Origin of the sequence: Lacibacter sp. H375 (assembly GCF_037892425.1) — a bacterium.
In the GTDB taxonomy this organism is placed as follows: Bacteria; Bacteroidota; Bacteroidia; order Chitinophagales; family Chitinophagaceae; genus Lacibacter.
The window spans coordinates 3,909,263-3,933,920 of record NZ_JBBKTT010000001.1; the positions used below are offsets into that span (position 1 = coordinate 3,909,263).

16 protein-coding genes and 1 tRNA gene are annotated in these 24,658 nt (G+C 40.4%); 12 read left to right on the forward strand and 5 right to left on the reverse strand.

Annotated elements, in window-relative coordinates; genetic code table 11:
* Positions 1-21: 21 nt before the first annotated feature.
* From WG954_RS16640 to WG954_RS16655, 4 genes are all read left to right on the forward strand, one after another.
* Positions 22-990, forward strand: a complete 969-nt coding sequence (locus WG954_RS16640) for a BT_3987 domain-containing protein (RefSeq protein ID WP_340437867.1) — start codon at positions 22-24, stop codon at positions 988-990.
* A 119-nt stretch (positions 991-1,109) separates the two neighbouring features.
* Positions 1,110-2,048 carry a hypothetical protein gene (locus tag WG954_RS16645; protein WP_340437868.1) on the forward strand — a complete coding sequence of 313 codons (939 nt, stop codon included), beginning with the start codon at positions 1,110-1,112 and terminating at the stop codon, positions 2,046-2,048.
* 79 nt (positions 2,049-2,127) lie between these two features.
* Positions 2,128-5,097 carry a GH92 family glycosyl hydrolase gene (locus tag WG954_RS16650; protein WP_340437869.1) on the forward strand — a complete coding sequence of 990 codons (2,970 nt, stop codon included), beginning with the start codon at positions 2,128-2,130 and terminating at the stop codon, positions 5,095-5,097.
* Positions 5,098-5,107: 10 nt separating this feature from the next.
* A complete protein-coding gene (locus WG954_RS16655) occupies positions 5,108-7,399 on the forward strand; it encodes a GH92 family glycosyl hydrolase (protein ID WP_340437870.1) in 2,292 nt (763 codons plus the stop codon).
* A 117-nt stretch (positions 7,400-7,516) separates the two neighbouring features.
* Here the strand turns inward: WG954_RS16655 and WG954_RS16660 are convergent, their stop codons facing one another.
* Complete coding sequence (locus WG954_RS16660) at positions 7,517-8,539, reverse strand: glycoside hydrolase family 43 protein (protein ID WP_340437871.1); 1,023 nt, start codon at positions 8,537-8,539, stop codon at positions 7,517-7,519.
* Positions 8,540-8,734: 195 nt separating this feature from the next.
* Here WG954_RS16660 and WG954_RS16665 point away from each other — a divergent pair, with 195 nt between their 5' ends.
* The 4 genes from WG954_RS16665 (at position 8,735) to WG954_RS16680 (ending at position 16,423) form a co-directional block, all read left to right on the forward strand.
* Positions 8,735-10,591, forward strand: coding sequence for a glycoside hydrolase family 2 protein (locus WG954_RS16665; RefSeq protein WP_340437872.1), 1,857 nt, complete (start codon positions 8,735-8,737; stop codon positions 10,589-10,591).
* Between the two features lie 370 nt (positions 10,592-10,961).
* Positions 10,962-11,180: a hypothetical protein gene (locus tag WG954_RS16670; RefSeq protein ID WP_340437873.1), complete on the forward strand. Its 219-nt coding sequence runs from the start codon at positions 10,962-10,964 to the stop codon at positions 11,178-11,180.
* A 558-nt stretch (positions 11,181-11,738) separates the two neighbouring features.
* The gene (locus tag WG954_RS16675; RefSeq protein ID WP_340437875.1) at positions 11,739-12,197 is read left to right on the forward strand and encodes a hypothetical protein; all 459 of its coding nucleotides are present in this window, start codon (positions 11,739-11,741) and stop codon (positions 12,195-12,197) included.
* Between the two features lie 38 nt (positions 12,198-12,235).
* Complete coding sequence (locus WG954_RS16680) at positions 12,236-16,423, forward strand: Ig-like domain-containing protein (protein WP_340437876.1); 4,188 nt, start codon at positions 12,236-12,238, stop codon at positions 16,421-16,423.
* A gap of 362 nt (positions 16,424-16,785) precedes the next feature.
* Here WG954_RS16680 and WG954_RS16685 read toward each other — a convergent pair whose 3' ends face one another.
* From WG954_RS16685 to WG954_RS16700, 4 genes are all read right to left on the reverse strand, one after another.
* Complete coding sequence (locus WG954_RS16685; protein WP_340437877.1) at positions 16,786-17,709, reverse strand: PepSY-like domain-containing protein; 924 nt, start codon at positions 17,707-17,709, stop codon at positions 16,786-16,788.
* A gap of 368 nt (positions 17,710-18,077) precedes the next feature.
* Positions 18,078-18,161: transfer RNA gene (locus tag WG954_RS16690), tRNA-Leu, on the reverse strand.
* An 83-nt stretch (positions 18,162-18,244) separates the two neighbouring features.
* Entirely contained in the window at positions 18,245-19,159 is a 915-nt protein-coding gene (locus tag WG954_RS16695; protein WP_340437878.1) for a DMT family transporter, read from the reverse strand.
* A gap of 64 nt (positions 19,160-19,223) precedes the next feature.
* Positions 19,224-20,030: a 2,3,4,5-tetrahydropyridine-2,6-dicarboxylate N-succinyltransferase gene (locus WG954_RS16700; RefSeq protein ID WP_340437879.1), complete on the reverse strand. Its 807-nt coding sequence runs from the start codon at positions 20,028-20,030 to the stop codon at positions 19,224-19,226.
* 206 nt (positions 20,031-20,236) lie between these two features.
* Between WG954_RS16700 and WG954_RS16705 the strand changes: the two genes are divergently transcribed.
* From WG954_RS16705 to miaA, 4 genes are all read left to right on the forward strand, one after another.
* Entirely contained in the window at positions 20,237-21,388 is a 1,152-nt protein-coding gene (locus WG954_RS16705; protein WP_340437880.1) for a glycosyltransferase family 4 protein, read from the forward strand.
* Between the two features lie 205 nt (positions 21,389-21,593).
* Entirely contained in the window at positions 21,594-23,015 is a 1,422-nt protein-coding gene (locus WG954_RS16710) for a CCA tRNA nucleotidyltransferase (RefSeq protein ID WP_340437881.1), read from the forward strand.
* A gap of 80 nt (positions 23,016-23,095) precedes the next feature.
* Entirely contained in the window at positions 23,096-23,662 is a 567-nt protein-coding gene (locus WG954_RS16715) for an IS1096 element passenger TnpR family protein (RefSeq protein WP_340437882.1), read from the forward strand.
* Positions 23,663-23,721: 59 nt separating this feature from the next.
* The gene (miaA, locus tag WG954_RS16720) at positions 23,722-24,654 is read left to right on the forward strand and encodes a tRNA (adenosine(37)-N6)-dimethylallyltransferase MiaA (RefSeq protein ID WP_340437884.1); all 933 of its coding nucleotides are present in this window, start codon (positions 23,722-23,724) and stop codon (positions 24,652-24,654) included.
* Positions 24,655-24,658: the final 4 nt, after the last annotated feature.

Sequence of the window (24,658 nt, forward strand, 5' to 3'; positions counted from 1 at the left end):
CATCATCTCATATACATTAAGATGCAAAAAAATAATTTCAATAAATTCATAGGTATATTGCTGTTAACAACAGCAATAGCATCCTGCAATAAGCCGGAAGAAGTTAAATTGGCAAATGAAGGTTCGGTTTATATGCCGCAGGCTGTTGGTACAAGAGCAAAGACCGATCTGTTGTTTACATCAACTAATACAAAACAAGAACTGGTATTTGGCGCAGCCTATGGTGGCGTGAAGGTGGCCGGAACTCCAAACAATGTTTCATTTATTGTAGATGCTGCAAAAGTGGCGGCTTACAATACAGCAAACGGAACGAACTATACACTATTACCTGCATCGAGTTACGAGCTGCCGAACTTAAATGCTGTTATACCAGCAGGTTCAACCAGTTCAAATCCATTGACATTAACAGTTAAAACAAATACTGTTACGCCGGGTGTCCGGTATATGTTACCCATTACACTTTCGAGTGTATCAAGCGGCGAAATTGTATCAACCTTACAAACTACGTATTTCCGGTTCGATACATTGTTGAAAAAATCCATTGACGTTACCGGGCTCAGTACTTTAACGGTAAGTAATGAAAATAACGGCGGTCCTGACAATGGCGAAGGCTCTCCAAAGTTGGTTGATAATGATGTCAATTCAAAGTACCTGTTTCAGACATGGTCAACCGCATTGGCTACTAACGGTGGCGCATGGTTTAAGTTACAATTTGCAACTCCAATTAAAGTGGAAGCCTATACGCTCACTTCGGCGAATGATGCGGCAACACGTGATCTTAGAGACTGGAAATTGCAAGGTTCTAACGACAATACTACGTGGGTTGACCTTGATACGAGAGCAGGTGAAATGTTCCCAAGTCGCTATTTAACCAGGCGGTTTGAAGTGGCAGCTCCACAAACATTCACTTACTACAGAATATTTATGACTGCAAACAATGGCAGCTCACTTGTGCAAATAGGAGAGTGGCGTGTGATCAGGTATGAATAAGCATTGGAACTGCAGCAGTTGATTATGAAATTGCTGCAGTTCTTTTATGAAATAATGCAGCATGATTTTGTATCAATAAAACCAACTGCACGGAAAGGTTCAGGCAAACAAACGAAACAATGAAAAGGAATATGTTCACAAGTGGATTGATCATGGCTTTATCAGCAGTTGGTTTATTGGTATCTGGTTGTAAAAAGAAACAAACAGGCGACACAACACCTCCGCCCGTTATTAATTATGATGTGCCGCCATCTACCTGGCAGGAACATTGGTTCGATCATGCACAACTTGTTTCAAGAGTGCATTATGATTCTTCTATTGTTGTATATTTTGATAATGATGTGCAGAAAAGTATTACATGGCCAAACAGTTTTGTAAAAGAAGTGTGGCAGTACACACGTAAAACCTATGGTTACGAATTTGGAACCGACAAAAGACTGTATGCCATTTTTCATGCTGGTAAATATAGCGGCGGTCACCCGGGTTATTATTACAGCAACCGCCACGATAACAGAAATGTAATTGATTGCGGTTCCTCAGGCCTCACTGCATGGACTACAGGCACGGGTAACGATCTTGATCTTGTTACACACGAAGTAGGACATGTGGTAGAGAGTGCAAACAACAACGCAAAAGGTTCGCCCGCATTTGCTATCTGGAAAGACAGTAAGTGGATGGAGATTTATATATACGATGTGTACAAAGGTTTAGGCCGCACGACTGATGCCGATCGTTGGTATAATTTAATGATGGGTACAACTGATAATTTTCCACGCAGCAACACGCAATGGTTTAAAGATTGGTTTTACCCCATCTATAACCAGTATGGAAAAAGTGAAGTCCTCAATAAATTTTTCAAGTTACTGGCAGCTAATTTTCCAAAGGACGGCAACAGGCAATACACAAGAGATTTAAACTGGGGTGAGTTTATTCATTTCTGGAGCGGGGCAGCAGGAACTAATTTAAAGCCCTTGGCTACAACAGCATTTGGCTGGCCGGCAGAATGGGAAACGCAGTTTAACAAAGCAAAAACCGATTTTCCGTCTGTAACATATTGAATACATTCTGGTAACAATCGATACATATCTTCTGGAAAATAATCTTACTTCGCAATTCAAATAAAGGATCATAAATCACATGATTAAAAGAAAAGTAATGATAGTGGCATTGGCCCTTTCATGTGCAGCAGCAGTATCGGCACAGGTAAAAGACCTTGTGCAGTATGTAAATCCGTTAATGGGTACATTATCGAAACCCGATCTTTCAAATGGTAATACGTATCCTGCCATTGGTACACCGTGGCCGATGAATATGTGGACGCCGCAAACAGGCGACAACGGTAACGGATGGCAATACACGTACACGGCCGATAAGATCCGTGGTTTCAAACAAACACATCAGCCATCGCCATGGATGAATGATTATGGTGTGTTCTCGATCATGCCTGTATCAAAGAAATCAGTATTTAAACAGGAAGAACGTGCTAGTTGGTTTACACACAAAACCGAAGTGGCGCAACCGCATTATTACAGTGTGTACCTGGCCGATCATCATATTACAACAGAACTTACACCAACTGAACGTGCAGCAATTTTCCGCATCACGTATCATTCAACAGATAGTGCGTTTGTAGTGGTGGATGCATTCCGCAGAGGTAGTTATATCAAGATCATTCCCGAAGAGAATAAGATTGTTGGTTACAGCACCTATCATGCAAGAGGGCGATTGAAAAACTTTGCCAACTATTTTGTACTGCAGTTCAACACTCCATTTACATTTAAAAAAGTATGGTCGAAAGATAAGTATGTGGATGGACTGGAAGTAAAAGCCGATACAACAGGTGCAGTAATTGGCTTTAACATTACAAAAGCAAATCAACAGGTGATCGTTAAAACATCTTCATCATTCATCAGCATTGAACAGGCCGAACTGAATCTGAAAAATGAAGTGGGCAGCAAAAACTTTGATGTTGTAAAAGCAGAAACACAAAAATACTGGAACACAGTTTTGTCGAAGATCCAGGTTGAAGGTGCTACAGAAGAACAATTGAAAACTTTTTATTCCTGTTACTACCGTGCAGTGATGTTTCCGAATAAACTTTACGAAAAAAATGCTGCAGGCGAAATTGTGCATTACAGTCCGTACAATGGAAAAACAGAAAAAGGGTATCTCTATGGCGGTACAGGTTTTTGGGATACGTTCCGTGCATTGTATCCTTTCCTGAATTTGGTTTATCCTTCTGTCAATAAAGAAATGCAGGAAGGTTTGCTGAATGCTTATAAAGAAGGCGGCTTTCTTCCTGAGTGGAGCAGCCCTGGTTTTGCAGATATTATGGTGGGTAATAACTCTGCTTCTGTTGTAGCAGATGCATATTTGAAAAGTGCGAAGATCACTGAAATTAATAAGCTCTATGAAGGGTTGCTGAATGGGGCAAATAACGAAGGGCCGATGCATGCTGTTGGTCGTTATGGAGTGAAGTACTACAATGCCTTGGGTTATGTGCCCTACAATGTAAAGATCAACGAGAATGTTGCACGTACATTGGAATATGCGTATGATGATTTCACCATTTTCAAACTGGCACAGAAGTTAGGCCGTCCTGCATCTGAAATTGAATTGTATGCACATCGTTCGCTCAACTATAGAAATGTATTTGATAAAGAACGTAAACTGATGCGTGGCAAAAATGCACAAGGAGATTTTCAGGCACCATTCAATCCATTAAAATGGGGTGATGCGTTTACTGAAGGTAACAGCTGGCATTATACCTGGAGTGTGTTCCATGATATTGATAACCTGGCAAACCTGATGGGTGGACGTAAACAGTTTGCTAACATGCTCGATTCTGTTTTTGCTTTGCCTCCAATTTTTGACGATAGTTATTATGGCGGCACTATTCATGAAATACGTGAAATGCAGATCGCAAACATGGGACAATATGCACATGGTAATCAACCTATACAACACATGATTTATCTCTACAACTATGCAGGAGAATCGTACAAAACACAATACTGGGTACGTGAAGCAATGAACCGTTTATACAAACCAACACCTGACGGTTATTGTGGTGATGAAGACAACGGACAAACATCTGCCTGGTATATTTTCTCGGCAATGGGTTTTTATCCGGTATGCCCGGGAAGTGATCAGTATGTAATAGGTGCGCCTTTGTTTAAGAAAGTAACATTAACGCTGGAAGACGGAAAGAAATTTGTGATCAATGCGCCGGCCAACAGTGCAACCAACCGTTATGTAAAAGCACAAACATTAAACGGTGCAGCTTACAGTAAAACATGGCTTTCTTACACTGATGTAATTAAAGGCGGTACGTTTGCTTTAAACATGAGCAATACTCCTGATAAAGCAAGAGTAACCAAAGAATCAGATCTGCCTTATTCATTCTCGAAAGATGAAAAAGCATTGTACGATAAGGTAAAAGGCATTCAGCCTCCGGGTTTATCAACCATCACTTTGCCTGCAAAGCCTGATACGATTACAAAGAATGGTTTAACGCTTTACATGATCGATGAAGAAAGCAGTTTAACGAAAGAGTTTAAGCAAAGGATGATCGATGCATTTTTTGTGCAATATCCCAAGTTGATACAGAAGTACAATCTCAATGCAAAGAAGACGATCAATTTTGTGATCGATCCAAAATATGATGGAGTAGCAGTAACAACGGCTGACAATCGTATTGTTTACAATCCTGCATGGTTTCATAAAAACCCGGAAGATATTGATGTGGTAACACACGAGCTGATGCATGTAACACAGGCATACAAGTTCAACAATGTGCCGGGCTGGGTTACAGAAGGTATTGCTGATTATGTGCGTGCAACAGAAGGCATTAACAATGTAAAAGGTAAATGGGCAATGCCTGAATTGCAGACGACACATAGTTATAAAAGTGCCTATCGTATCACTGCACGTTTCCTGTTATGGATCACTCAGAAATACCAAAAAGATTTTGTGGTGAAGCTGGATGATGCAGCTCGTACCAACAAATACTCAGCTGAGTTCTGGAAAATAAACACCGGTAAAACAGTGGATGAATTGTGGACGGAGTACAGTGCAAGTCCAGGCGTAGAGATTACTTACAATTAGAATGATGAACATGTTGAATAAGATAAAAGCAGGTGCATGGATCGTGGCGTTAGGAATAACAGCGGCTGCATCTGCACAGCAGACGAAATTAACTTCCTATGTAAATCCATTGATCGGTACAGCGAAAATGGGTCATACATTTCCCGGCGCTACAGTTCCGTTTGGTATGGTACAGTTGAGTCCTGATACAGATACCTTGCAGTATTTAGATAAAGGACGTTATAACCCGAACATGTATAAATATTGTGCGGGCTATCAGCACACCGATAAAACTATTGTTGGGTTCAGTCACACACACTTCAGCGGTACGGGACATTCTGATCTTGGTGATTTTTTAGTGATGCCAACAGTTGGCGCATTGAAATTAAATCCGGGTGTTGCAACTGTGCCACGCAGTGGTTACCGTTCCGCTTACAGCCATGAAACAGAGAAAGCAAGTCCCGGTTATTACAGTGTGGTGTTAGATGATTACAAAGTAAAAGCAGAGTTAACTGCAACAGAGCGTGTGGGGTTTCATCAGTATACATTCCCTGAAACCATTGATGCGCATATCATTTTAGATATGGTGCATGGCATTTATAATTATCCTGAAAAGAATGTGTGGACGTTTGTTCGTGTAGAAAACGATACACTCATTACCGGTTATCGCCAAACATTGGGTTGGGCAAGAACAAGAACGGTTTATTTCGCCATTACTTTTTCAAAACCAATCAAGAGTTACGGAAGTGTAAATGAAAAACAGGAAATGTATGGTGGTTTCTGGCGCAAGTTCAACCAGAAGGAAAACTTTCCTGATCTCGCCGGTCGTCAACTGAAACTCTATTTCAACTTCGATACAAAGGCAAGCGAAAAGGTAAAGATGAAGTTTGCATTGTCGGGTGTAAGTTCAGCAGGTGCGTTACTAAATCTGCGTACCGAAATTCCGCATTGGAATTTTGAGCAGACAGCTGCCGAAGCAAGTGCTAAATGGGAGAAGGAGTTGAGTCGTGTCAAAATTGATGCAAACGAAGAAACAAAGCAGAATTTTTACACAGCGATGTATCATGCGTTTGTTGCACCAAATACATTTATGGATGTTGATGGGCAATACCGTGGCCTTGATCAGAACAATCATAAAGCAGAAGGTTTTACCAATTACACTACGTTTTCGTTGTGGGATACTTATCGTGCATTGCATCCGTTGTACAATATTTTGCAGCAGAAACGCAACAGCGATATGGTAAAATCGATGATGGCGCATTACAACCAAAGTGCATTGCACATGCTACCCATCTGGAGCCATTATGCAAACGACAACTGGTGCATGAGTGGTTACCACAGTGCAGCTGTTCTGGCAGATGCAATTGTAAAAGGGACGACGGATGTTGATGCAAATGCAGCATTGAATGCATGTATTACCACTGCACGCAGAAGTAATTACGAAGGCATTGGCGATTACATCAAGTATGGTTATATCCCGACTGAAAAATCAGGCGTATCAATCTCCAATACACTGGAGTATGCCTATGATGATTGGGCCATTGCACAACTGGCAAAGAAAGTAGGTCGCATGGATGTGTATGATGAGTTTATTAAACGTTCGGTGAATTACAAAAATGTATTTGATAAAGATGGCTTTGTAAAACGCAAAGATGCAAATGGCAACTTTTTGCCCAATGCTGATCTCATGAGTACACATGGACAAGGGTTAATCGAAGGCAACTCATGGAACTATAGTTTCTTTGTTCCCCATAATCCAACTGATTTGATTGCATTAATGGGCGGTACGAAAAAGTTTTTGGCCAATATGGATTCGCTCTTCACCATGTACCTGCCCGATAAATATTTTGCAGAAACAGAAGACATTACCCGTGAAGGTATTATTGGTACGTATGTGCATGGTAACGAACCGGCACATCATGTGGCTTACTTATACAATTTTGCTGGCAAGCCATGGAAAACGCAGGAGCTGATCCGCCGAATCCTTGCAAACCAATACAAACCAACAGTTGACGGATTAGGTGGCAATGATGATTGCGGACAAATGAGTGCCTGGTATATTTTCAGCTCATTGGGATTTTATCCCGTAGCACCGGGTTCAGATGAATACGAAATTGGTAGCCCCATTGTAAACAATGCAGTCTTCAACTTAGAGAATGGAAAACAACTGAAGATCACGGTACAGAATCAAAGTAAAAAGAATATGTATGTGAAATCTGTTTTGATCAACGGTAACGCATTAACCGGAACAGCGATCAAACATGCAGATCTGATGAATGGCGGAGAGATCGTATTTGTGATGACGAATAAACACGGCAAATGATTATTGAGAAATAAACCCTGCATAGTTTTTGAACTCAGCAGGCAACATTAGCAGCAGTCTTTTAGGGTTAAACATCAGCAGTCAAGTAAAACGGCAACTTTCCAGTTGCCGTTACTTTTATTTTATCCTTCTTGCTTTTACACCTTCATTCGTTATTACAACAGGCTTAATAAAGCCGTTTTCATCAAACGACAAATATTCAATACAGGTCTCTCTTGAGTTACCGTCTTTTTCGGTTAAAGGCCGGCGGTGATAAACAATATAATATTCATCAGTTCCCGGTACATTGATCACCGAATGATGTCCTGCACCTGTTGCGATCTTTGGATCCTGCTGCAGAATTTTCCCTACACGTTTAAACGGGCCGAAGGGTGAATCGCCAATAGCATAAGCCACACTATAGTTCGGGCCTGTCCAACCACCTTCCGACCACATAAAATAATATTTACCATTGCGGATAAACATAAACGGCCCTTCCACATAACCTTCGGGTGTAATTTCTTTAAACGTAGTTGTATCGTTGAATGGAATAAAACCGGTGAAGTCGTCTTTCAGTCGTGCAATATTGCAATGTCGCCACCCGCCATAAATGAGGTAATACTTGCCATCTTGATCATGAAACACAAACTGATCAATAGGTTGTGCCCCATTATGAAATTTATCAACAAGCGGTTTGCCTAAATGATCTTTGTATGGCCCTTGTGGTTTATCTGCAACTGCAACACCAATGCCGCCGTATTCATTGTTGTTCTGAATATCATTGGCACCAAAGAAAAGGAAGTACTGATTTTTCTTTTTAATGATCGAAGGTGCCCACACTGCACGCTTGGCCCATTTAATGGCGGCTGTATCTAAAATACGTTCATGCTTTGTCCATGTAACAAGATCTTTCGATGAGAATGCATCAAAGAAAACCTGTTTATTGTACGGTGCTGAATAAGTAGGGTATATCCAGTACTGCTTGTTAAAGATGATGGCTTCCGGATCGGCATACCAACCTTTGAATAAGGGATTGCCAGACCAGGCAGTATCTTTTTTTGTTGGCTGTGCCACCGCTACAGCAGTAGGCAGAACGATTAATAATAAGGGCGACAGCAATTGTAAAAAGCAATTATTTAAGCGAAATATTCTGTTCATCATCGTATACCTGTTCTTTGAATGTTAATGTAAGAAAATTAATGCTTGTTTAGGCTACTAAAAGTAATGCAATGCGTTTAAGCCAAAACTTAATGAAAACTAAATGAACGCAAAATGCCGTTATACAGCTTTATTTTTACAAGGCTTGCCGTTTACCATCATAGGCAATATTTATTGTACACAATTATTGATTGAAATATGAAACAACTGCTTGCAGTAATCCTGCTTTTAATACTCAACCAGCTACATGCCCAGCAAACATGGAAAATTGTGCCCGGAAAGATCAGCTCTCCCTGGACCGAAAAAGTAAACACCACAAATCCATTACCGGAATATCCACGGCCACAATTGGTACGCAACAACAATTGGGTTAATCTGAATGGCCTTTGGGAATATTCCATTTTGCCACAAACTGAACAATCTATTCCTGCAGCATCACAGGGAACTATTCTTGTACCATTTGCTGTTGAATCTTCACTGTCAGGTGTGGGCAAAACAGTAGGTAAGGATAGTGTGTTGTGGTATAAACGAACAGTATCAATTCCATCCTCAAAAAATAAAAATGTATTGCTGCATTTTGGTGCGGTTGATTGGCAATGCACCGTATTTGTAAATGGAAAAGAAGTTGGGTCACATAAAGGAGGCTACGATCCTTTTTCATTTAATATTACTGCTGCTTTAAAGAAAGGCTCTAAACAGGATATTGCTATTCGTGTTTGGGATCCATCTGATGATGGTCCTCAGCCAAGAGGAAAACAAGTAAAGAATCCTCATGGCATTTGGTACACACCTGTCACCGGCATTTGGCAAACAGTATGGGCAGAGTTTGTAGCTCCAACTTATATTACTGAAACAAAACAAACACCTGATGTTGATCGCAAGTCGGTGCGTGTAAGTGCAAAAGTTGAAAACATGCAGGCAGGTGATCAACTTGTTATCAGTGCTTGGGATGGCACAACAAAAGTCGCTGAGCAAACTGTTGCAACAAGCAATGAAGTTACATTGGCCGTTGCAAATCCTAAATTATGGTCAACAACAAATCCGTTTTTATACGATCTTAAGTTTACAGTTTTGCGTAAAGGAAAAGCCATTGATGAAGCAACCAGTTATTTTGCTATGCGCAAAATTTCTATGAAGCCTGACGCAAGTGGTATTCAGCGTATGATGTTGAATGATCAGTTTTTATTTCAATATGGTCCTTTAGACCAGGGTTGGTGGCCTGATGGTTTATACACTGCACCAACAGATGCAGCGTTGAAGTTCGATATCGAAAAAACAAAAGAGATGGGCTTTAACATGATTCGTAAACATGTGAAAGTAGAACCTGCACGTTGGTATTACTATTGCGATATGATGGGAATGTTGGTGTGGCAGGATATGCCAAGTGGCGATTTGGGTAACAATTGGGAAAGCCGCCCGGGTATTTATGGTCGTGCAACAGATAAGCAACGAACTGCAGAATCGGAATCGATCTTTCGCAATGAATGGACAGAGATCATGCAGGATCTGCACAACTTTCAGAGTATTGTTGTATGGGTTCCATTCAATGAAGCATGGGGTCAATTCAAAACAAAAGAAATTGTTGAATGGACGATGCAGAAAGATCCATCTCGTTTAGTGAATACAGCAAGTGGTGGCAACTTTGAAGATGTAGGTCATATTACTGACTTGCATAATTATCCTGAACCTTTAATGCCGCAACCTGAATTGTTTGGTAAGAGTACCATATTAGTGTTAGGAGAGTTTGGTGGTTTAGGTTTGCCGGTAGAAAATCATACATGGCAGGAAAAGAATAACTGGGGCTACCAGAGTTTTAAAAATAGTACGGAGTTGTGGAACAGGTACGCTGAGTTCGTTAATCGCATCCCTGCACTTATTACAAAAGGATTATCTGCAGCAGTATACACCCAAACAACTGATGTGGAAGTGGAAACAAACGGCATTATGACCTACGACCGTAAAGAAATTAAAATGCCTGTTGAAAAATTATTCCAGTTGCACCAGCAATTGTACAAGGTAAATTTTGAAATGAAAGGCTCAATGACCAAGCAATAGAAATGCTCTTTCTCTTCCTTAAATGATAAATTAAGTGTAAGCCTGATGTGTCGTCAATAACAATTGGTTAAGTATTGATGTTTTCGGGCTCACACTTTGTGTTATTAAATTGCATGGTGGAATTGCAAACTGCTTATTAAATAAAATGGCGATGATAAAAAATCGTATTCTTTGTTTGGTCTTGGCTTTTTTCACATGTCATTTCCTGGTTGCACAGGGTAAGTACTATAAGGAGATGAAGCAGTTGCAGACAGCTATTCAAAAAAAAATCTACGATAGTTCAGCTGGTTATTATAAAGATGTGGTTTCGTCAAAGCCAAACGATAATCCGTATTCATATCTCTGGCCCATTTGCGCTATGTAACAGGCCGTGCATGAAATTGAACAGCTGGAGAAGAAAACAAACTTGGTGCATCCTATGTTGCGCATCATTCATGATTATTATGACCCTGCACCACCTGCACCCGGCTATGCATCATACATTATGAAATTGAAAGGTGGTAATCGTTTTTACAACGATAAACAATGGATCGGCATTGTATCGCCGGATGCTTATAGTAAAAAAAAGAGAAGCGCAACATCTCAATAACAGTGTGTATGCACCGGGCCATAATTCATTCTTCAAATCCCCCGATGGAAAAGAGAATTGCATTTATATCACGCCAACTCCAAACCCAATCAGGGCTGCGTTAGCTTTCGCTAACCACATGCACAAAAATTTACCAGCAACAAAGATGGCACACCGAATTTTGGAATACCTGTTAGAGAAGGAGAAGTGTTGACTGTTCCCTCTGGTTCAAACTAACCAGAAAACAAAACTTACAGCTACGAACAATTTCAATAGTACCTAATTATTTCTTTAAGCAACTTGTTGGCCGTAATTTTATACTCATTCTTCTTCCTTTCAATTTTGACGTTCTATTAATTGCTTAATTGACAATTGCACAATTCAATTTTAGGCAACCGTTTGCGCATACAAGTTATATGCAAACTATATTACATTAGTAGACCTTAAATCCTCCAGCCTTATCGATGTATAGTGATGAAACAGTTTTGATAACTGTTAGCGAATACTATTGCCATAACAATTTAACCGGTACCATAAACTGCAACAATTTTTATTATTCAACAACCAAAACTGTTATTCATGAAAAGAGACAGAATTCTGCAAAGTGCAGCATGGCTATTGCTATGCATGCTGTTTAATTATTCTGCAACAGCGCAGAGTAAAGTGAAACCGCCACAATGGGTTACTATGATGGATGACCCGAACGTAAACTATTTTGAAGCGGTTAAAAATTTCAATGATTATTGGAAGACACGTGAAAAACCTGTTGAAGAAGGCGAACTGTTTGAATCGGTTGGCGACAAGGCGAAAGAGCAATCGATCAAACAAAAGAAAGGAAGATTAACAACAGAAGACGCTGCAAAGAAATATGCGTTTGAGTACAAGCGCTTTTTGTGGTGGATGAGAGAAGTGGAACCCTTTGTACAGCCAGATGGCAAAATAAAAGGAATGAACGACCGCATTAATGAATGGAGAACCCAACAACAGCAGCGAAAGACACAGGAGCAGAAGGAAAAAGAAAAAACATCCGACCAATAATTGAAACGATTGTTTGATTAACCAACAACTACTGTAAAATGAAAAAAATATTTTTACCTACGATCGTAACGATCGTATTTGTTCTCTTATTCCATTATCCTTCTTCCGCACAATCCTCCAACTGGACAGAGATTGGTCCGATTGCTTTTCCAACAAATGTTTCAGGACAGATCAACGGTATAGGCCGTGTTTCGCAGATTAAGTTCGATCCTGTAAATCCTCTTCGTATGTATGCCGTATTGCCGCACAGCGTTTTTGTAAGTAATGATACTGCAACAACCTGGGCTGTTGTACCTGGTACTAATGTATTTCCCACAGGTACTGGTCTTGCATCTATCTGCATCGACTATACGAATAACAATACATTGTATTTAGGTACAGGTGATGCTAACTATTACAGCAATGGAAGCGGTGTATGGAAATCGACAGATGGAGGTGCCTCGTTTGCATTAAGTAATACCGGCATGGGTAACAAACTCGTAATAGAAATTTTAATGTCGCCAACAAATAACAATGTATTGGTGGCAGCTGCAAACGACGGTTTATATAAAACAACAAACGGTGGTACTACATGGACACTGACTTCACCTGTTGCACAAATGACAGATTTATGCATGAAGGCAGTTGCTAACAGCAGCACACTCTATGCTGTTGCAAGAAACAATCAGAATATTTATATATCAAACGATTTTGGAAGTACGTGGACAACTACAACACTCAGTTCTACATTATTATCTAATGGAGGAAGAGTAGCTGTAACTCCCGCAAATCCAAATGTAATTTATGTGGGATATGTAGGCAGCAATACCGAAGCTCCTGTTAAAGGCGGTATCATTTATCAATCGGTAGATGGTGGTACAAACTTTACGTTGAAGAAAGGCGATGACGCACCAAACTTAAACGGATATAATGGTAACGATAATGGGCAGGGCAATTACAACTGGGAAATTGAAGCCGACCCAACAGATGCCAATACACTTTACACTTGTGCACATATTATCTGGAAGAGTACAAATGGCGGAACATCGTGGACACAGGCACAAGCTAGCTGGGCATATGTTCTTCATACCGATCAGCATCATCTTGTGTTCAACCCAAATAATCATAATCAACTGTTCAATGCGAATGATGGTGGCGTATGGGTAAACCGGGATCGTGTAGCAACCAATACATGGACACCAAAATCAAATGGAATGTCCGGTACTGAGTTTTATAATTTTGGAAACAGCCATCAATACAAACAATTGATTGGTGGAGGCACACAGGATAACGGAGAAGTGTTTTATAAAGATGGTGCATGGAAAACCAATCGTGGCGGCGATTACACCAGTAAATACTTTTTTGATAATACGAATGTGGGCAGGGCTATTTATGTTCAAAATGCAAGACACCGGGATTTGATGAATTCACCCTCTGGTTCCGAAGTTTCATTGGGTGTTCCGGGCACTGCAAGTAATAACGATTTATATGCAGCTTCATACCAAGATGCCAATGCAGGGTTTTATGCGCAGAGTAATACAACAGGTGCTGTGTATGCAGTTTATAAAACGAGCAACTTACAAACAGCAACACCGGTTTGGACAGCTTTGAACGGCTTTACACCAACCACACAGATGTATGCAATGGCCGTTTCGCCTGCTGATGCAAATGTGTTATACATTCTGCAGAAAAATAAAACAATTGTGCGTAGTATGGATGCATTAGGAGCAGCTACATTTACCACTGTTGCTCCTGCGCCAATGCCATCAGGCACACCACAACGTGGAAGTTTAGCAGTGTTTAAAAGCGGTGTTGTGTATATGTCGAGTGATGGGTATATCTATCGTTCGGCCGATCAGGGTGCAACATGGACATCTGTAGGAAGCGGTTCTGTTACTACAACAATAAACAGCCAACGTGTAATTAAGCTTATAGCAGACACATCGCAGGCAGCAGAGGAAATTGTGTATGCTATCACGGCACAATCTGTTTACTATAAGAAAACAAGCAACAGCGATTGGGCTTATCTCGGCGGCAGCAACTTGCCCACTATTGCAAGCATAACGGGCATGGACATTTTTTATGATGCTAACAATTCAAGCAATAGCGTATTGCGTGTTTCAACTTATGGCAGAGGTATATGGCAATGTTCATTGCAAAGTGCAGGTGGTGCATCGCCTGTTGTAAACATTACATCGCCTGCAAATAATGCAGCCGTTGCAGTTGGTTCAAATGTGCAGATAATTGCTACAGCAACTGATGCCGACGGAAATATTACAAAAGTTGAATTTTTCCAAAATGGTATTAAGGTTGGCGAAGATATTACATCACCCTACATTTATACGGCCAATAACATTGCAGCTGGTGGTTACGTGTTTACCGCCAAAGCAACCGATAACAGTGGCTCTTATGTTACATCCGCTCCTGTAAATATTAATGCAGTAGTCACATGTCCTGGTTCAACCAATGTATCGAAAGGAAACCTGAATGTATTTTATTTCGATAGCCAGGAAACATCAAGTGAGAACGGTGCAGTTACAAATGCATTTGATGGAAATCCGGCAACTATCTGGCATACACAATATGGCGGTGGTGTTGCTCCCTTACCACACGAAGTGCAGTTGTCATTAGGTACAACCTATACCGTAAATAGCTTTAAATATTTACCAAGACAGAGTGGAACAAATGGACGGGTTGGTCAGTTTGAAATCTATGTCTCAACTGATTCATTAAATTGGGGTACAGCAGTTGCTACAGGAACTTTTGCAAATGATGCAACAGAAAAAGTAATAACGTTTGCTGAGAAGCAAGGTAAATTTGTTCGTTTCCGTGCTTTGAGTGAAGTAAATGGTCAGCAATTTACCACAGCGGCAGAAATGAATATAGGCATCTGTAATTCGGGTATTGCTCCAACAGTCTCCATTACATCACCAGCTAACAATGCAACATTCACAGCTCCGGCATCTGTTACGATTAATGCAACAGCAAATGATGCCGACGGCAGTGTAAGTAAAGTTGAATTTTTCCAGGGCATTACAAAACTTGGTGAAGATATTACAGCACCTTACAGCTTCAACTGGAACAGTGTAGCTGCGGGTAATTATTCACTTACTGCAAAAGCAACAGATAATGATGGAATCATTACAACATCATCTGCAATTGCAATTATAGTTACAAGTGCCAATATACTTCCAACAGTAGCTGTTACATCACCGGCCAACAACGCAACATTCAATGCGCCTGCTACCTTTACCATCAATGCAACGGCAAGCGATGCTGATGGAACAGTAAGTAAAGTGGAATTCTTCCAGGGTACGACAAAACTTGGCGAAGATCTTACTGCTCCTTACAGTTTTAACTGGAGCAATGTCGCTGCAGGAAGTTATACACTTTCAGCAGTTGCAACGGATAGTAATGGAGGAGTTGACACATCGGGGTCAATTGCGGTGAGTGTGATTAACACAACAATTGTTACCCCAATTGCTGATGCATATGTGCGTGATGGCAATAGTTATAAGAATCAGAATTATGGTACATCTACGGCACTCTCTGTAAAGAAAGATGTAACAAGTTATAACAGGGAAGTATTCCTCAAGTTTGATCTGAATGGTTTATCGTCATTCAACACGGCAACGTTGCGCTTGAATATTGCATCAGCAAATGCAACAGTAACCAACACAACTTGGCAGGTGTACTATGTGCCAAGTGATACATGGACAGAGACAGGTATTAAATGGAATAACAAACCTGCATCAACAACATTGCTGGCAACCATACCCGGCCAAAGCAGTGGTTGGGCCGAGTGGACAATTACGCCACAAGTGTTGAATGAATTGGCAGGCGACAAGATCCTTTCTTTACGCATAATATCAACTGCCATTGATGCAACTTCTGATGTTACATTCAATTCCAAAGAAGTAAGCAACAGCAGCATCAAACCGCAATTGTCGCTTACCAATACTCCTGGCAATGGCACAAATGGCACACCGGTTACAATTGCAGCAGAAGTGTTTACACTTAAAGCTTGGCCTAATCCAAGCAGACAAGAGTTTACGCTTGATATTACCGGCAGCAGTTTAGAAAAAGTACACATTACGATCACAAATAACTACGGGCAGGTAGTTGAACGAATGACTACTACCAGCAACCGGGTCGTGAGTTTTGGTGATAAACTGCAACCGGGAGTATATTATGTTGAAGTACGCCAGGGTGAAACACGCAAATTGGTAAAACTGATTAAACTATAATTGAATTCAGCTGTTTAATGAAAGATACTGCATGAAGAATAATCAGTAACGCAACGGCTAGTTTTACATGTAAGGGCCGGCAGATTGCCGGCCCTTTTATTTTATAGTAATCAGAAACTACACGGTGAAGTACGTAGTTCCCTGATGGTCCAAACATTTCGCTTCTCTATTAGTAGCAAGCATGATGAAAAAATTGCGCAGTGAGGAAATCGCTTTGGCTTCATGTTCCCGAGCATATTTTTTTGAACCAGCACAACCTTCATCTCCTTATTCAACCGCTACTACCTTTTAAATAGCAACAAGCCCATGAATAACATGGGCTTTCTTTATTGCATTGCGAATGATTCGTTTTTCAGGAATCATTACTTCGTTTTACATTTCTTTTTAACAATATTCCCGGCAGTGGAATAATGAATTTTGCATTTTTCGTTTGCTTTCACCAGTTCCACTTCATATACAACCTGGTTAGCATCGTCTTCTCTATCCACATCTTTAATAGTATAACCTGCGTACTGACTATTGATTGCATTGCTTACCGAAGTTGGCAATTTTGTGCGATCAAATGTCAATGCTTCTGAACGCACCCATCGGCCATTATCGTAATAAGCTGCATAATCGCTGCCATCCAATGTATACCTGACTTCAAAATCATTTTCGTCCATAGAATAATCCCAGTCTGATGGTAAAACATCAATTCTGTCGGCAGGAGCGTATCGGTACCAGGTTACGGTACTTGCATTAGGGTAGCGGCTCTCAAAATCAGAAACCATTGCAGCTTCAGCATCAACTTTTGAAAGCGTTTTCAATTTTTTCTTTACCACTGCACCTGTTGGCGTGTAAAGAACATTCCACCTCGTGTTTCCCTTGTCAAGTTTTACTTCATATAAACGTTGTTTGTCTTCGTGTTCTATATCCACATCGGTTATCACAAAACCGGGGTATTCACGCCGAATAGCCTGGCTAACCGCATCGGGTATTTCTGAATCATCTATCCGTTGTGTAGAATGTATCCATGAACCATTGTCATACCAGGCAATGTATTCATCATCGTTCCAGAAAAATCTTGAATAATAGTCACTGGTATCCATAGTTGAATACCACACACCTGGCTCAACAACTATATTTGGCGGAGTGTATCGATACCACACTACGTTACGTGCATTGGGATATAACTTAACAAATGAAGTTTGAATACGGGAAGGCACAATAATAGTATCCGACCCATGAGATGAATATGCATTTACGGCCATTACATATACGGCACACAGCATTAACACTTTTTTCATGGTTAAATAGTTTTTGAATTAATAAAATAAGTGCGTAACAATTTCTACATATTCTCGCAGAATTTGCCGGCACATGAACAATACTATTAATTGTAAACTCGACCGAAACTATTGTGCCAGACTAAACCTGCTTTTCATAAAAACAAAATGCTGGTTTTTATAATAAAGAGCAGATCAGCTAATGGACTTCGCATGTGTTTCATTTGCAGTTATGTGGGTTTGGAGAGCTTGCGTGAAAGATCCTGGAGTAAACAAATAGTTCGTTAAGCTATTCTTTGGCTCATATCCTATCTAATAGGGACAAGATTTGTTAGTGAGGATATAAATACTCAAAAAGGCAATTCAAATTTGAATTGCCTTTTAAATCGTGCCCAGGACTGGATTCGAACCAGCACATCCTTGCGAACGCTGCGACCTGAACACAGTGCGTCTACCAATTTCGCCACCTGGGCAATTGATCGCCGATATTATCGGGATTCAGGGCTGCAAATATAGAGGAAATAGGGAAATAAAATGGAAGCTTTTCTAATGTAAGTTATTCCGGCGACTGCTTTTTAAGCCCAAGTATAAGAATACCGGCTATCACCAAAACAGTACCCACCAACTGCGACCAATGAATGGTTTCGCCAAGAAACCACCACGCCTGTATGATGGTTGAAACAGGGCCAATACTCGAAATGATCGCCACATTATTACTGCCAATGCGTTTTGTTCCTCCGGCAATTAAATAGGAGGGCAGCACGGTAGCAATAATACCCAGCAACAAACCATAAATCCAATGCTCACCTGCGATACTAATGATCGAAGACGCTTCATGTTTAAAAAGAAAATGAATAAAAATACCTGCTGTTGCTGCTAACATGGCATAAGATGTAAATTTCGTAGCGCCGGTCAGAGGAATTAAACGTCCACTGCCAACAATATAAATGGCGTAAGTAATAGAACAAATAAAAATCAATAATCCACCCCAAAAGAAACCCGGTTCTAAGTGGTACAAATTAAACTCGCCGGCATAAGCCAAACCAATACCGCTATAGGTCAGCAACAGCGCTAACTTTTGATTTTTCTGTATATGCTGACGAAATACAAACGCATTGATCAGCACCACAAAACTGGGGTAGAGAAAAAGTATCAAACGTTCAAGTCCGGCCGATATATAACGCAACCCTTCAAAATCAAGATAGCTACTTACATAATAACCCAACATGCCAACAACGATCAACTGTATCCACTGCTTTACGTTAAGTGTAGTTTTATTTTGCCTGGTTACAAATAACACAACAAGATAAAAAGGCAATGCAAACAACATACGCAACGTAAGTAGCGACAATGCATCAATTTCAATATCTGCAAATGCCTTCTTTACAATAATAGCTTTGGTGGAAAACAACACCGAGCCAACAAAGGTTAATGCAAAACCAATAAAAGATATCGAGTATTTCTTAGGCATAGTTGAATAAAAAAGTCCTGCCGATTAACAACAGGACTTTAATTATATAAGAATTTAAAGCAGATTAAACACTCACATTAAAATCCCGGAGAGCATCATTCAAACTTGTTTTTAGATCGGTACTTGGTTTACGCTGACCAATGATCAAAGCACATCCAACACCGTATTCACCAGCAGGGAATTTCTTTGTATAAGAACCCGGTATCACCACACTACGTGCAGGAACACGGCCTTTCATTTCAACAGGTTCAGCACCGCTCACATCAATAATTTTTGTTGATTGTGTTAACACCACATTCGCACCAAGCACAGCTTCTTTCTCCACACGCACACCTTCCACCACAATACAACGGCTGCCAACAAACACACCATCTTCAATAATTACCGGGCTCGCCTGCAATGGTTCCAACACACCGCCAATACCAACACCACCACTCAGGTGAACACCTTTGCCAATCTGTGCACAGCTGCCAACAGTTGCCCATGTATCTACCATCGTGCCTTCATCAACATACGCACCAATGTTTACATAACTTGGCATCAACACTACATTCTTGGCGAGGTAAGCGCCATAACGTGCAACTGCATGCGGCACGGCACGCACACCAAGTTCTTTATAATTTTTCTTCAACAACATTTTATCGTAAAACTCAAAGGGTGCCACATCCCATGTCTGCATTTGCTGAATACCAAAATACATCAGGATCGCCTGTTTCACCCACTCGTTTACCTGCCAACCATCGGCAATTGGTTCAGCCGTACGCAAACGGCCTTTATCTACTTCTTCAATTACAGCACGCACCGCATCACTGTATTTATCATCTTTCAACAGCTCACGGTTGCTCCATGCTTCGAGGATCAAATCTTTCATCGTAATTCAATTTTGCTGCGAAAATAATTCTTAATAGAATACCAGCTACAGTTTTTCATGGTATCGCCTGTTGCGTCGCAATCCTTTCATCGTTCAACATTCATGGCAGCAATACATACAGTTGTTCATATTTTTTTGCCTATTACCAATTGACCATTGCCTATTCACCAGTAACCATTAACAAATTATTCCCCACCTTTGCGCTCATGAACATTGGCTTCGATGCAAAAAGGGCTTACCACAACCAAACAGGGCTGGGGCATTACAGCCGCACATTGATTCATTCGTTGGCGGGTTATTTTCCCGGGCACCAATATTATTTGTTTAACCCAAAACCATCGAACACATTTCAATTTAATGAAGCCAATGTGCATGAAGTTTTGCCCGGTTCTTTTTTGTCGAAAAAATTATCAGCAGCCTGGCGAGGTAATTGGGTGAAGAAAGATCTGCAGCAATTAAATATCGATCTCTATCATGGGTTGAGTCATGAAATACCGGTGAATATTCAAAAGACAGGCATCAAATCCATCGTCACTATTCACGATCTTATTTTTGAACGTTATCCCGAACAATTCAAATTCATCGACCGGAAGATCTACGCAAAGAAATTCCGTTACTCTTGTGAACATGCTGATAAGATCATTGCCATCAGCAATCAAACCAAACAGGATATTATTGATCTCTATAAAACACCTGCAGAAAAAATAGAAGTGTGTTACCAGAGTTGCAATCCTGCTTTTGGTGAGCAGGTGACTGAGCTTTGGAAAAAAAGAATTCAGCTCGAATATCGATTGCCTGAAAAATACTTTTTGTATGTAGGTTCCATTATTGAAAGAAAAAACTTGCTGAGTATTTGTCAAGCACTACTAATTATTAAAAATGAATATAGAATACCACTTGTTGTGATTGGAAACGGTGGTGTGTATTTACAAAGAGTTAAAGATTTTATCCAAAAAAACGGACTTGAAGAACTTGTAATTTTCTTATCCGAAAAGCCAATAATAAAAGATTTTAAAACATTTAAAAACGCTGAAGACTTCCCTGCTATTTACCAACAGGCAATAGCCATGATCTATCCATCCGTATTTGAAGGATTTGGCATTCCGGTTTTAGAAGCATTGTGGAGCCGCATTCCTGTTATTACATCTAATGTTTCCTGTTTACCGGAAGCAGGAGGAGAAGGTGCATTCTATGTCGATCCAACCAAACCCGAAGAAATTGCCCAACAAATGAAACGCATTCTTAATGATGAATCATTTGTGCAGCAACAGGTAGAAAAAGGTTGGCAACATGCGCAACGTTTCAGCAATTACAATACTGCAGTAAAGGTGATGGAAGTGTATGAGCAAGTTGTCTGAACCATGATTTGGTTAGATTTTATTGATTTAAAAGATCACTCGATAAGTGATACTTCCCGACAAGCTCTTAAACTTTCAAAATGTTTATCCCCTCCGTGGAGGGGCTCAGAGAGTTACACATAGTTCAAGCAAACAGGGGTGGGTTATCCTAAATCATACATCCTAAATCAATCATCAAAAATCGTTTCCGTATTTTTGCCGCCGTATGATGATTGACTGTACCGCAAAAGAATTGGAGTTATTGAAAATCATAGGTGATTGTGCGCAGCGTTTGAATGTGCCTTGCTACCTCGTTGGTGGTTTTGTACGTGATAAATTGTTGCAACGCACCTGTAAGGATCTTGATTTTGTTTGTGTGGGTGATGGTATTGAATTGGCACAGGAAGTAGCAAAAAAATTCAAACCGCAACCGCAGGTTTCTATTTTCAAAACATTTGGTACAGCTAATATTAAACACGGTGAATTCGAGATTGAATTCGTTGGTGCACGCAAAGAAAGTTATGCATCGCATTCTCGTAAACCCGAGGTAGAACCAGGCACATTGGAAGATGATCAAAAGAGAAGAGACTTTACCATCAATGCACTTGCTATTAGTTTAAATAAAGATGATTTTGGTACTTTGGTTGATCCATTCAATGGAGTAGAAGATCTTAAATTAAAGATCATCCGCACACCATTAGAACCTGGCACAACGTTTAGCGATGATCCGTTGCGTATGATGCGGGCTATTCGTTTTGCATCGCAACTTGACCTCACTATTCTTCCTGAAACATGGTTGGGTATCATTGACAATGCTCATCGTATTCATATCATTTCCAAAGAGCGTATTGCAGATGAACTCAACAAAATTGTGTTGAGCAAAAAGCCATCGGTTGGTTTTGATCTGTTATACAAAAGTGGTTTGCTGAAATTGTTCTTTCCTCAAATGGTTGATTTGGCAGGAGCAGAATATATTGATGGAAAGGGGCACAAAGATAATTTCTATCATACACTACAGGTGCTTGATAATATTTCAGAAAATACAAACGATCTGTGGTTGCGTTGGGCAGCCATACTTCATGATATTGCAAAACCAGCAACCAAACGTTTTGAACAAGGTCATGGCTGGACATTTCATGGACATGAAGTAGTTGGCGGCCGCATGGTGCCAAAGATCTTTGCACAACTCAAACTCCCTGCAAATGAAAAAATGAAATTTGTGCGAAAGATGGTTGAATTGCATCTGCGTCCTATCAGCTTAACCAAAGAAAATATAACGGACAGCGCTATCCGCCGTTTATTATTTGATGCCGGGGAGGATTTTGATGCATTAATGACCTTGTGCAATGCTGATATCACTTCAAAGAACCAGCAGAAAGTGCAACGTTATATGCAGAACTTTGAAATGGTACGCCAGCGTTGCAAAGAAGTAGAGGAAAAAGATCATATCCGCAACTGGCAACCGCCCATTACAGGCGAGATCATCATGAAAACCTTTAATGTGCCACCTTCACGTGTGGTTGGTGATCTTAAAACAGCCATAAAAGATGCTATTTTAGATGGTGATATAGAGAATAATTACGAAGCAGCCTATGCTTTTATGCTGCAAAAAGCAAAAGAAGTTAATCTTGTTCCTGTGACTGAATAATTTTACTTTTGTTAAGTACCAGTTCGAATCAGCTTGTCAGATTTTCAAATTGGTGCATTTTTAAATTTTCAAATTGCATTATGGCCATTTTACGTTTCAGGGTTTATTGGGAAGAAGATGATGCGGTTTACCGTGATGTTGCCATACGGCATACACAGAATTTTAAGGACTTGAATGATGTTATCCTGAAAGCCTATGAATTCGACAATAAACATAAAGCCACGTTTCACCGCAGTAATGATCTGTGGCAAAAGGGTCGTGAAATAACATTGGAAAAATATGATAAGGTTTACAAGGTTGATCCGTTGTTGATGGAGGAAACAAAAATTGGCGGCGAGATACATGAACCTAATCAGAAGTTTATTTACATCTACGATTTCAATAAAAACTGGACTTTCCTTGTTGAGCTGATCAATGTAAGCAAGGAAGAAAATCCAAAACTTACTTATCCATGCAGTGTTCGTAGTGAAGGTATTGCTCCAAGTCAATATGGAACAAAAGGACTTGTTGGTGATAAGTTAGCCGAAGTAGAAGAGAAGTATGACCTAGCCGCTGTTGGTGATGGATTTGGTGAAGAAGGTGAAGAAACTGAGAGCGCTGAGGACGCAGAGGAAGGCGGCACAGAAGAAGAGGATACAGCATTTTGATATAGGATATGTTATAGATTCACAATTACTGTTGAGTTCTTTACAAACTCATCAACAACATGAACAAAACGGTTATTCTTATTGCAGGACCAACAGCCGTTGGTAAAACAGCAGTTGCCATTCAACTGGCAAAACATTTCCGCACAGAAATAATCTCCGCCGATTCAAGGCAATGTTTTAAAGAGATCAGCATTGGAGTTGCAAAACCATCTGCCGAAGAATTGAAAGAAGTCAAGCATCACTTCATCAACTCGCATTCCATTCACGAAACAGTTACAGCAGCTTCATATGAAAAATATGCGTTGGAGAAAGTTGATGAACTATTTCAACAGCATGATCTTGCTGTAATGGTTGGCGGCACCGGTTTATACATCAAAGCTTTTTGCGAAGGAATGGATGAAATACCAGCTGTAGATAAAACACTGCGAAACGAACTGCAACAAAACTATCAACAACACAGTATAGAATGGCTGCAGCAACAACTCCAACAATACGATCCGTTGTTTGCAGCAAAGGGGGAAATGCAAAATCCTCAACGCATGTTACGGGCTCTGGAAGTTGTAAGGTCAACAGGCGAATCCATTCTTGCATTCAGGAAAGGTGAGCAACAACAACGGAATTTCAACATCATTAAAATAGGTCTTGATTTGCCACGAGAAGAATTATATAACCGCATTAACCATCGTGTTGATGTGATGATGAAAGAAGGATTGCAGGAGGAAGCAGAAAAAGTGTATCCGCTTCGTCATCTGAATGCCTTGCAAACAGTTGGGTATAGAGAGCTGTTCGATTATTTTGATGGAAACTACACATTGGAAAAAGCAGTGGACAAGATTAAACAAAACTCACGTCATTATGCGAAGCGACAGCTTACCTGGTTCAGGAGAGATGAAGTAATGAAATGGTTTCATACATCTCAATTGCCGGAGATCATTGAACACGTGTCTCAAAAAATAAAAAACGGGCAATCAACTGGTGATGCCCGTTCCTGATAGT

Bases quoted from the DNA above. Each gene is read 5' to 3' on its own strand.
- WG954_RS16640 (WP_340437867.1), top strand. From the start codon at position 22: ATGCAAAAAAATAATTTCAATAAATTCATAGGTATATTGCTGTTAACA.
- WG954_RS16645 (WP_340437868.1), top strand. From the start codon at position 1,110: ATGAAAAGGAATATGTTCACAAGTGGATTGATCATGGCTTTATCAGCA.
- WG954_RS16650 (WP_340437869.1), top strand. From the start codon at position 2,128: ATGATTAAAAGAAAAGTAATGATAGTGGCATTGGCCCTTTCATGTGCA.
- WG954_RS16655 (WP_340437870.1), top strand. From the start codon at position 5,108: ATGTTGAATAAGATAAAAGCAGGTGCATGGATCGTGGCGTTAGGAATA.
- WG954_RS16660 (WP_340437871.1), bottom strand. From the start codon at position 8,539: ATGATGAACAGAATATTTCGCTTAAATAATTGCTTTTTACAATTGCTG.
- WG954_RS16665 (WP_340437872.1), top strand. From the start codon at position 8,735: ATGAAACAACTGCTTGCAGTAATCCTGCTTTTAATACTCAACCAGCTA.
- WG954_RS16675 (WP_340437875.1), top strand. From the start codon at position 11,739: ATGAAAAGAGACAGAATTCTGCAAAGTGCAGCATGGCTATTGCTATGC.
- WG954_RS16680 (WP_340437876.1), top strand. From the start codon at position 12,236: ATGAAAAAAATATTTTTACCTACGATCGTAACGATCGTATTTGTTCTC.
- WG954_RS16685 (WP_340437877.1), bottom strand. From the start codon at position 17,709: ATGAAAAAAGTGTTAATGCTGTGTGCCGTATATGTAATGGCCGTAAAT.
- WG954_RS16695 (WP_340437878.1), bottom strand. From the start codon at position 19,159: ATGCCTAAGAAATACTCGATATCTTTTATTGGTTTTGCATTAACCTTT.
- WG954_RS16700 (WP_340437879.1), bottom strand. From the start codon at position 20,030: ATGAAAGATTTGATCCTCGAAGCATGGAGCAACCGTGAGCTGTTGAAA.
- WG954_RS16705 (WP_340437880.1), top strand. From the start codon at position 20,237: ATGAACATTGGCTTCGATGCAAAAAGGGCTTACCACAACCAAACAGGG.
- WG954_RS16710 (WP_340437881.1), top strand. From the start codon at position 21,594: ATGATGATTGACTGTACCGCAAAAGAATTGGAGTTATTGAAAATCATA.
- WG954_RS16715 (WP_340437882.1), top strand. From the start codon at position 23,096: ATGGCCATTTTACGTTTCAGGGTTTATTGGGAAGAAGATGATGCGGTT.
- miaA (WP_340437884.1), top strand. From the start codon at position 23,722: ATGAACAAAACGGTTATTCTTATTGCAGGACCAACAGCCGTTGGTAAA.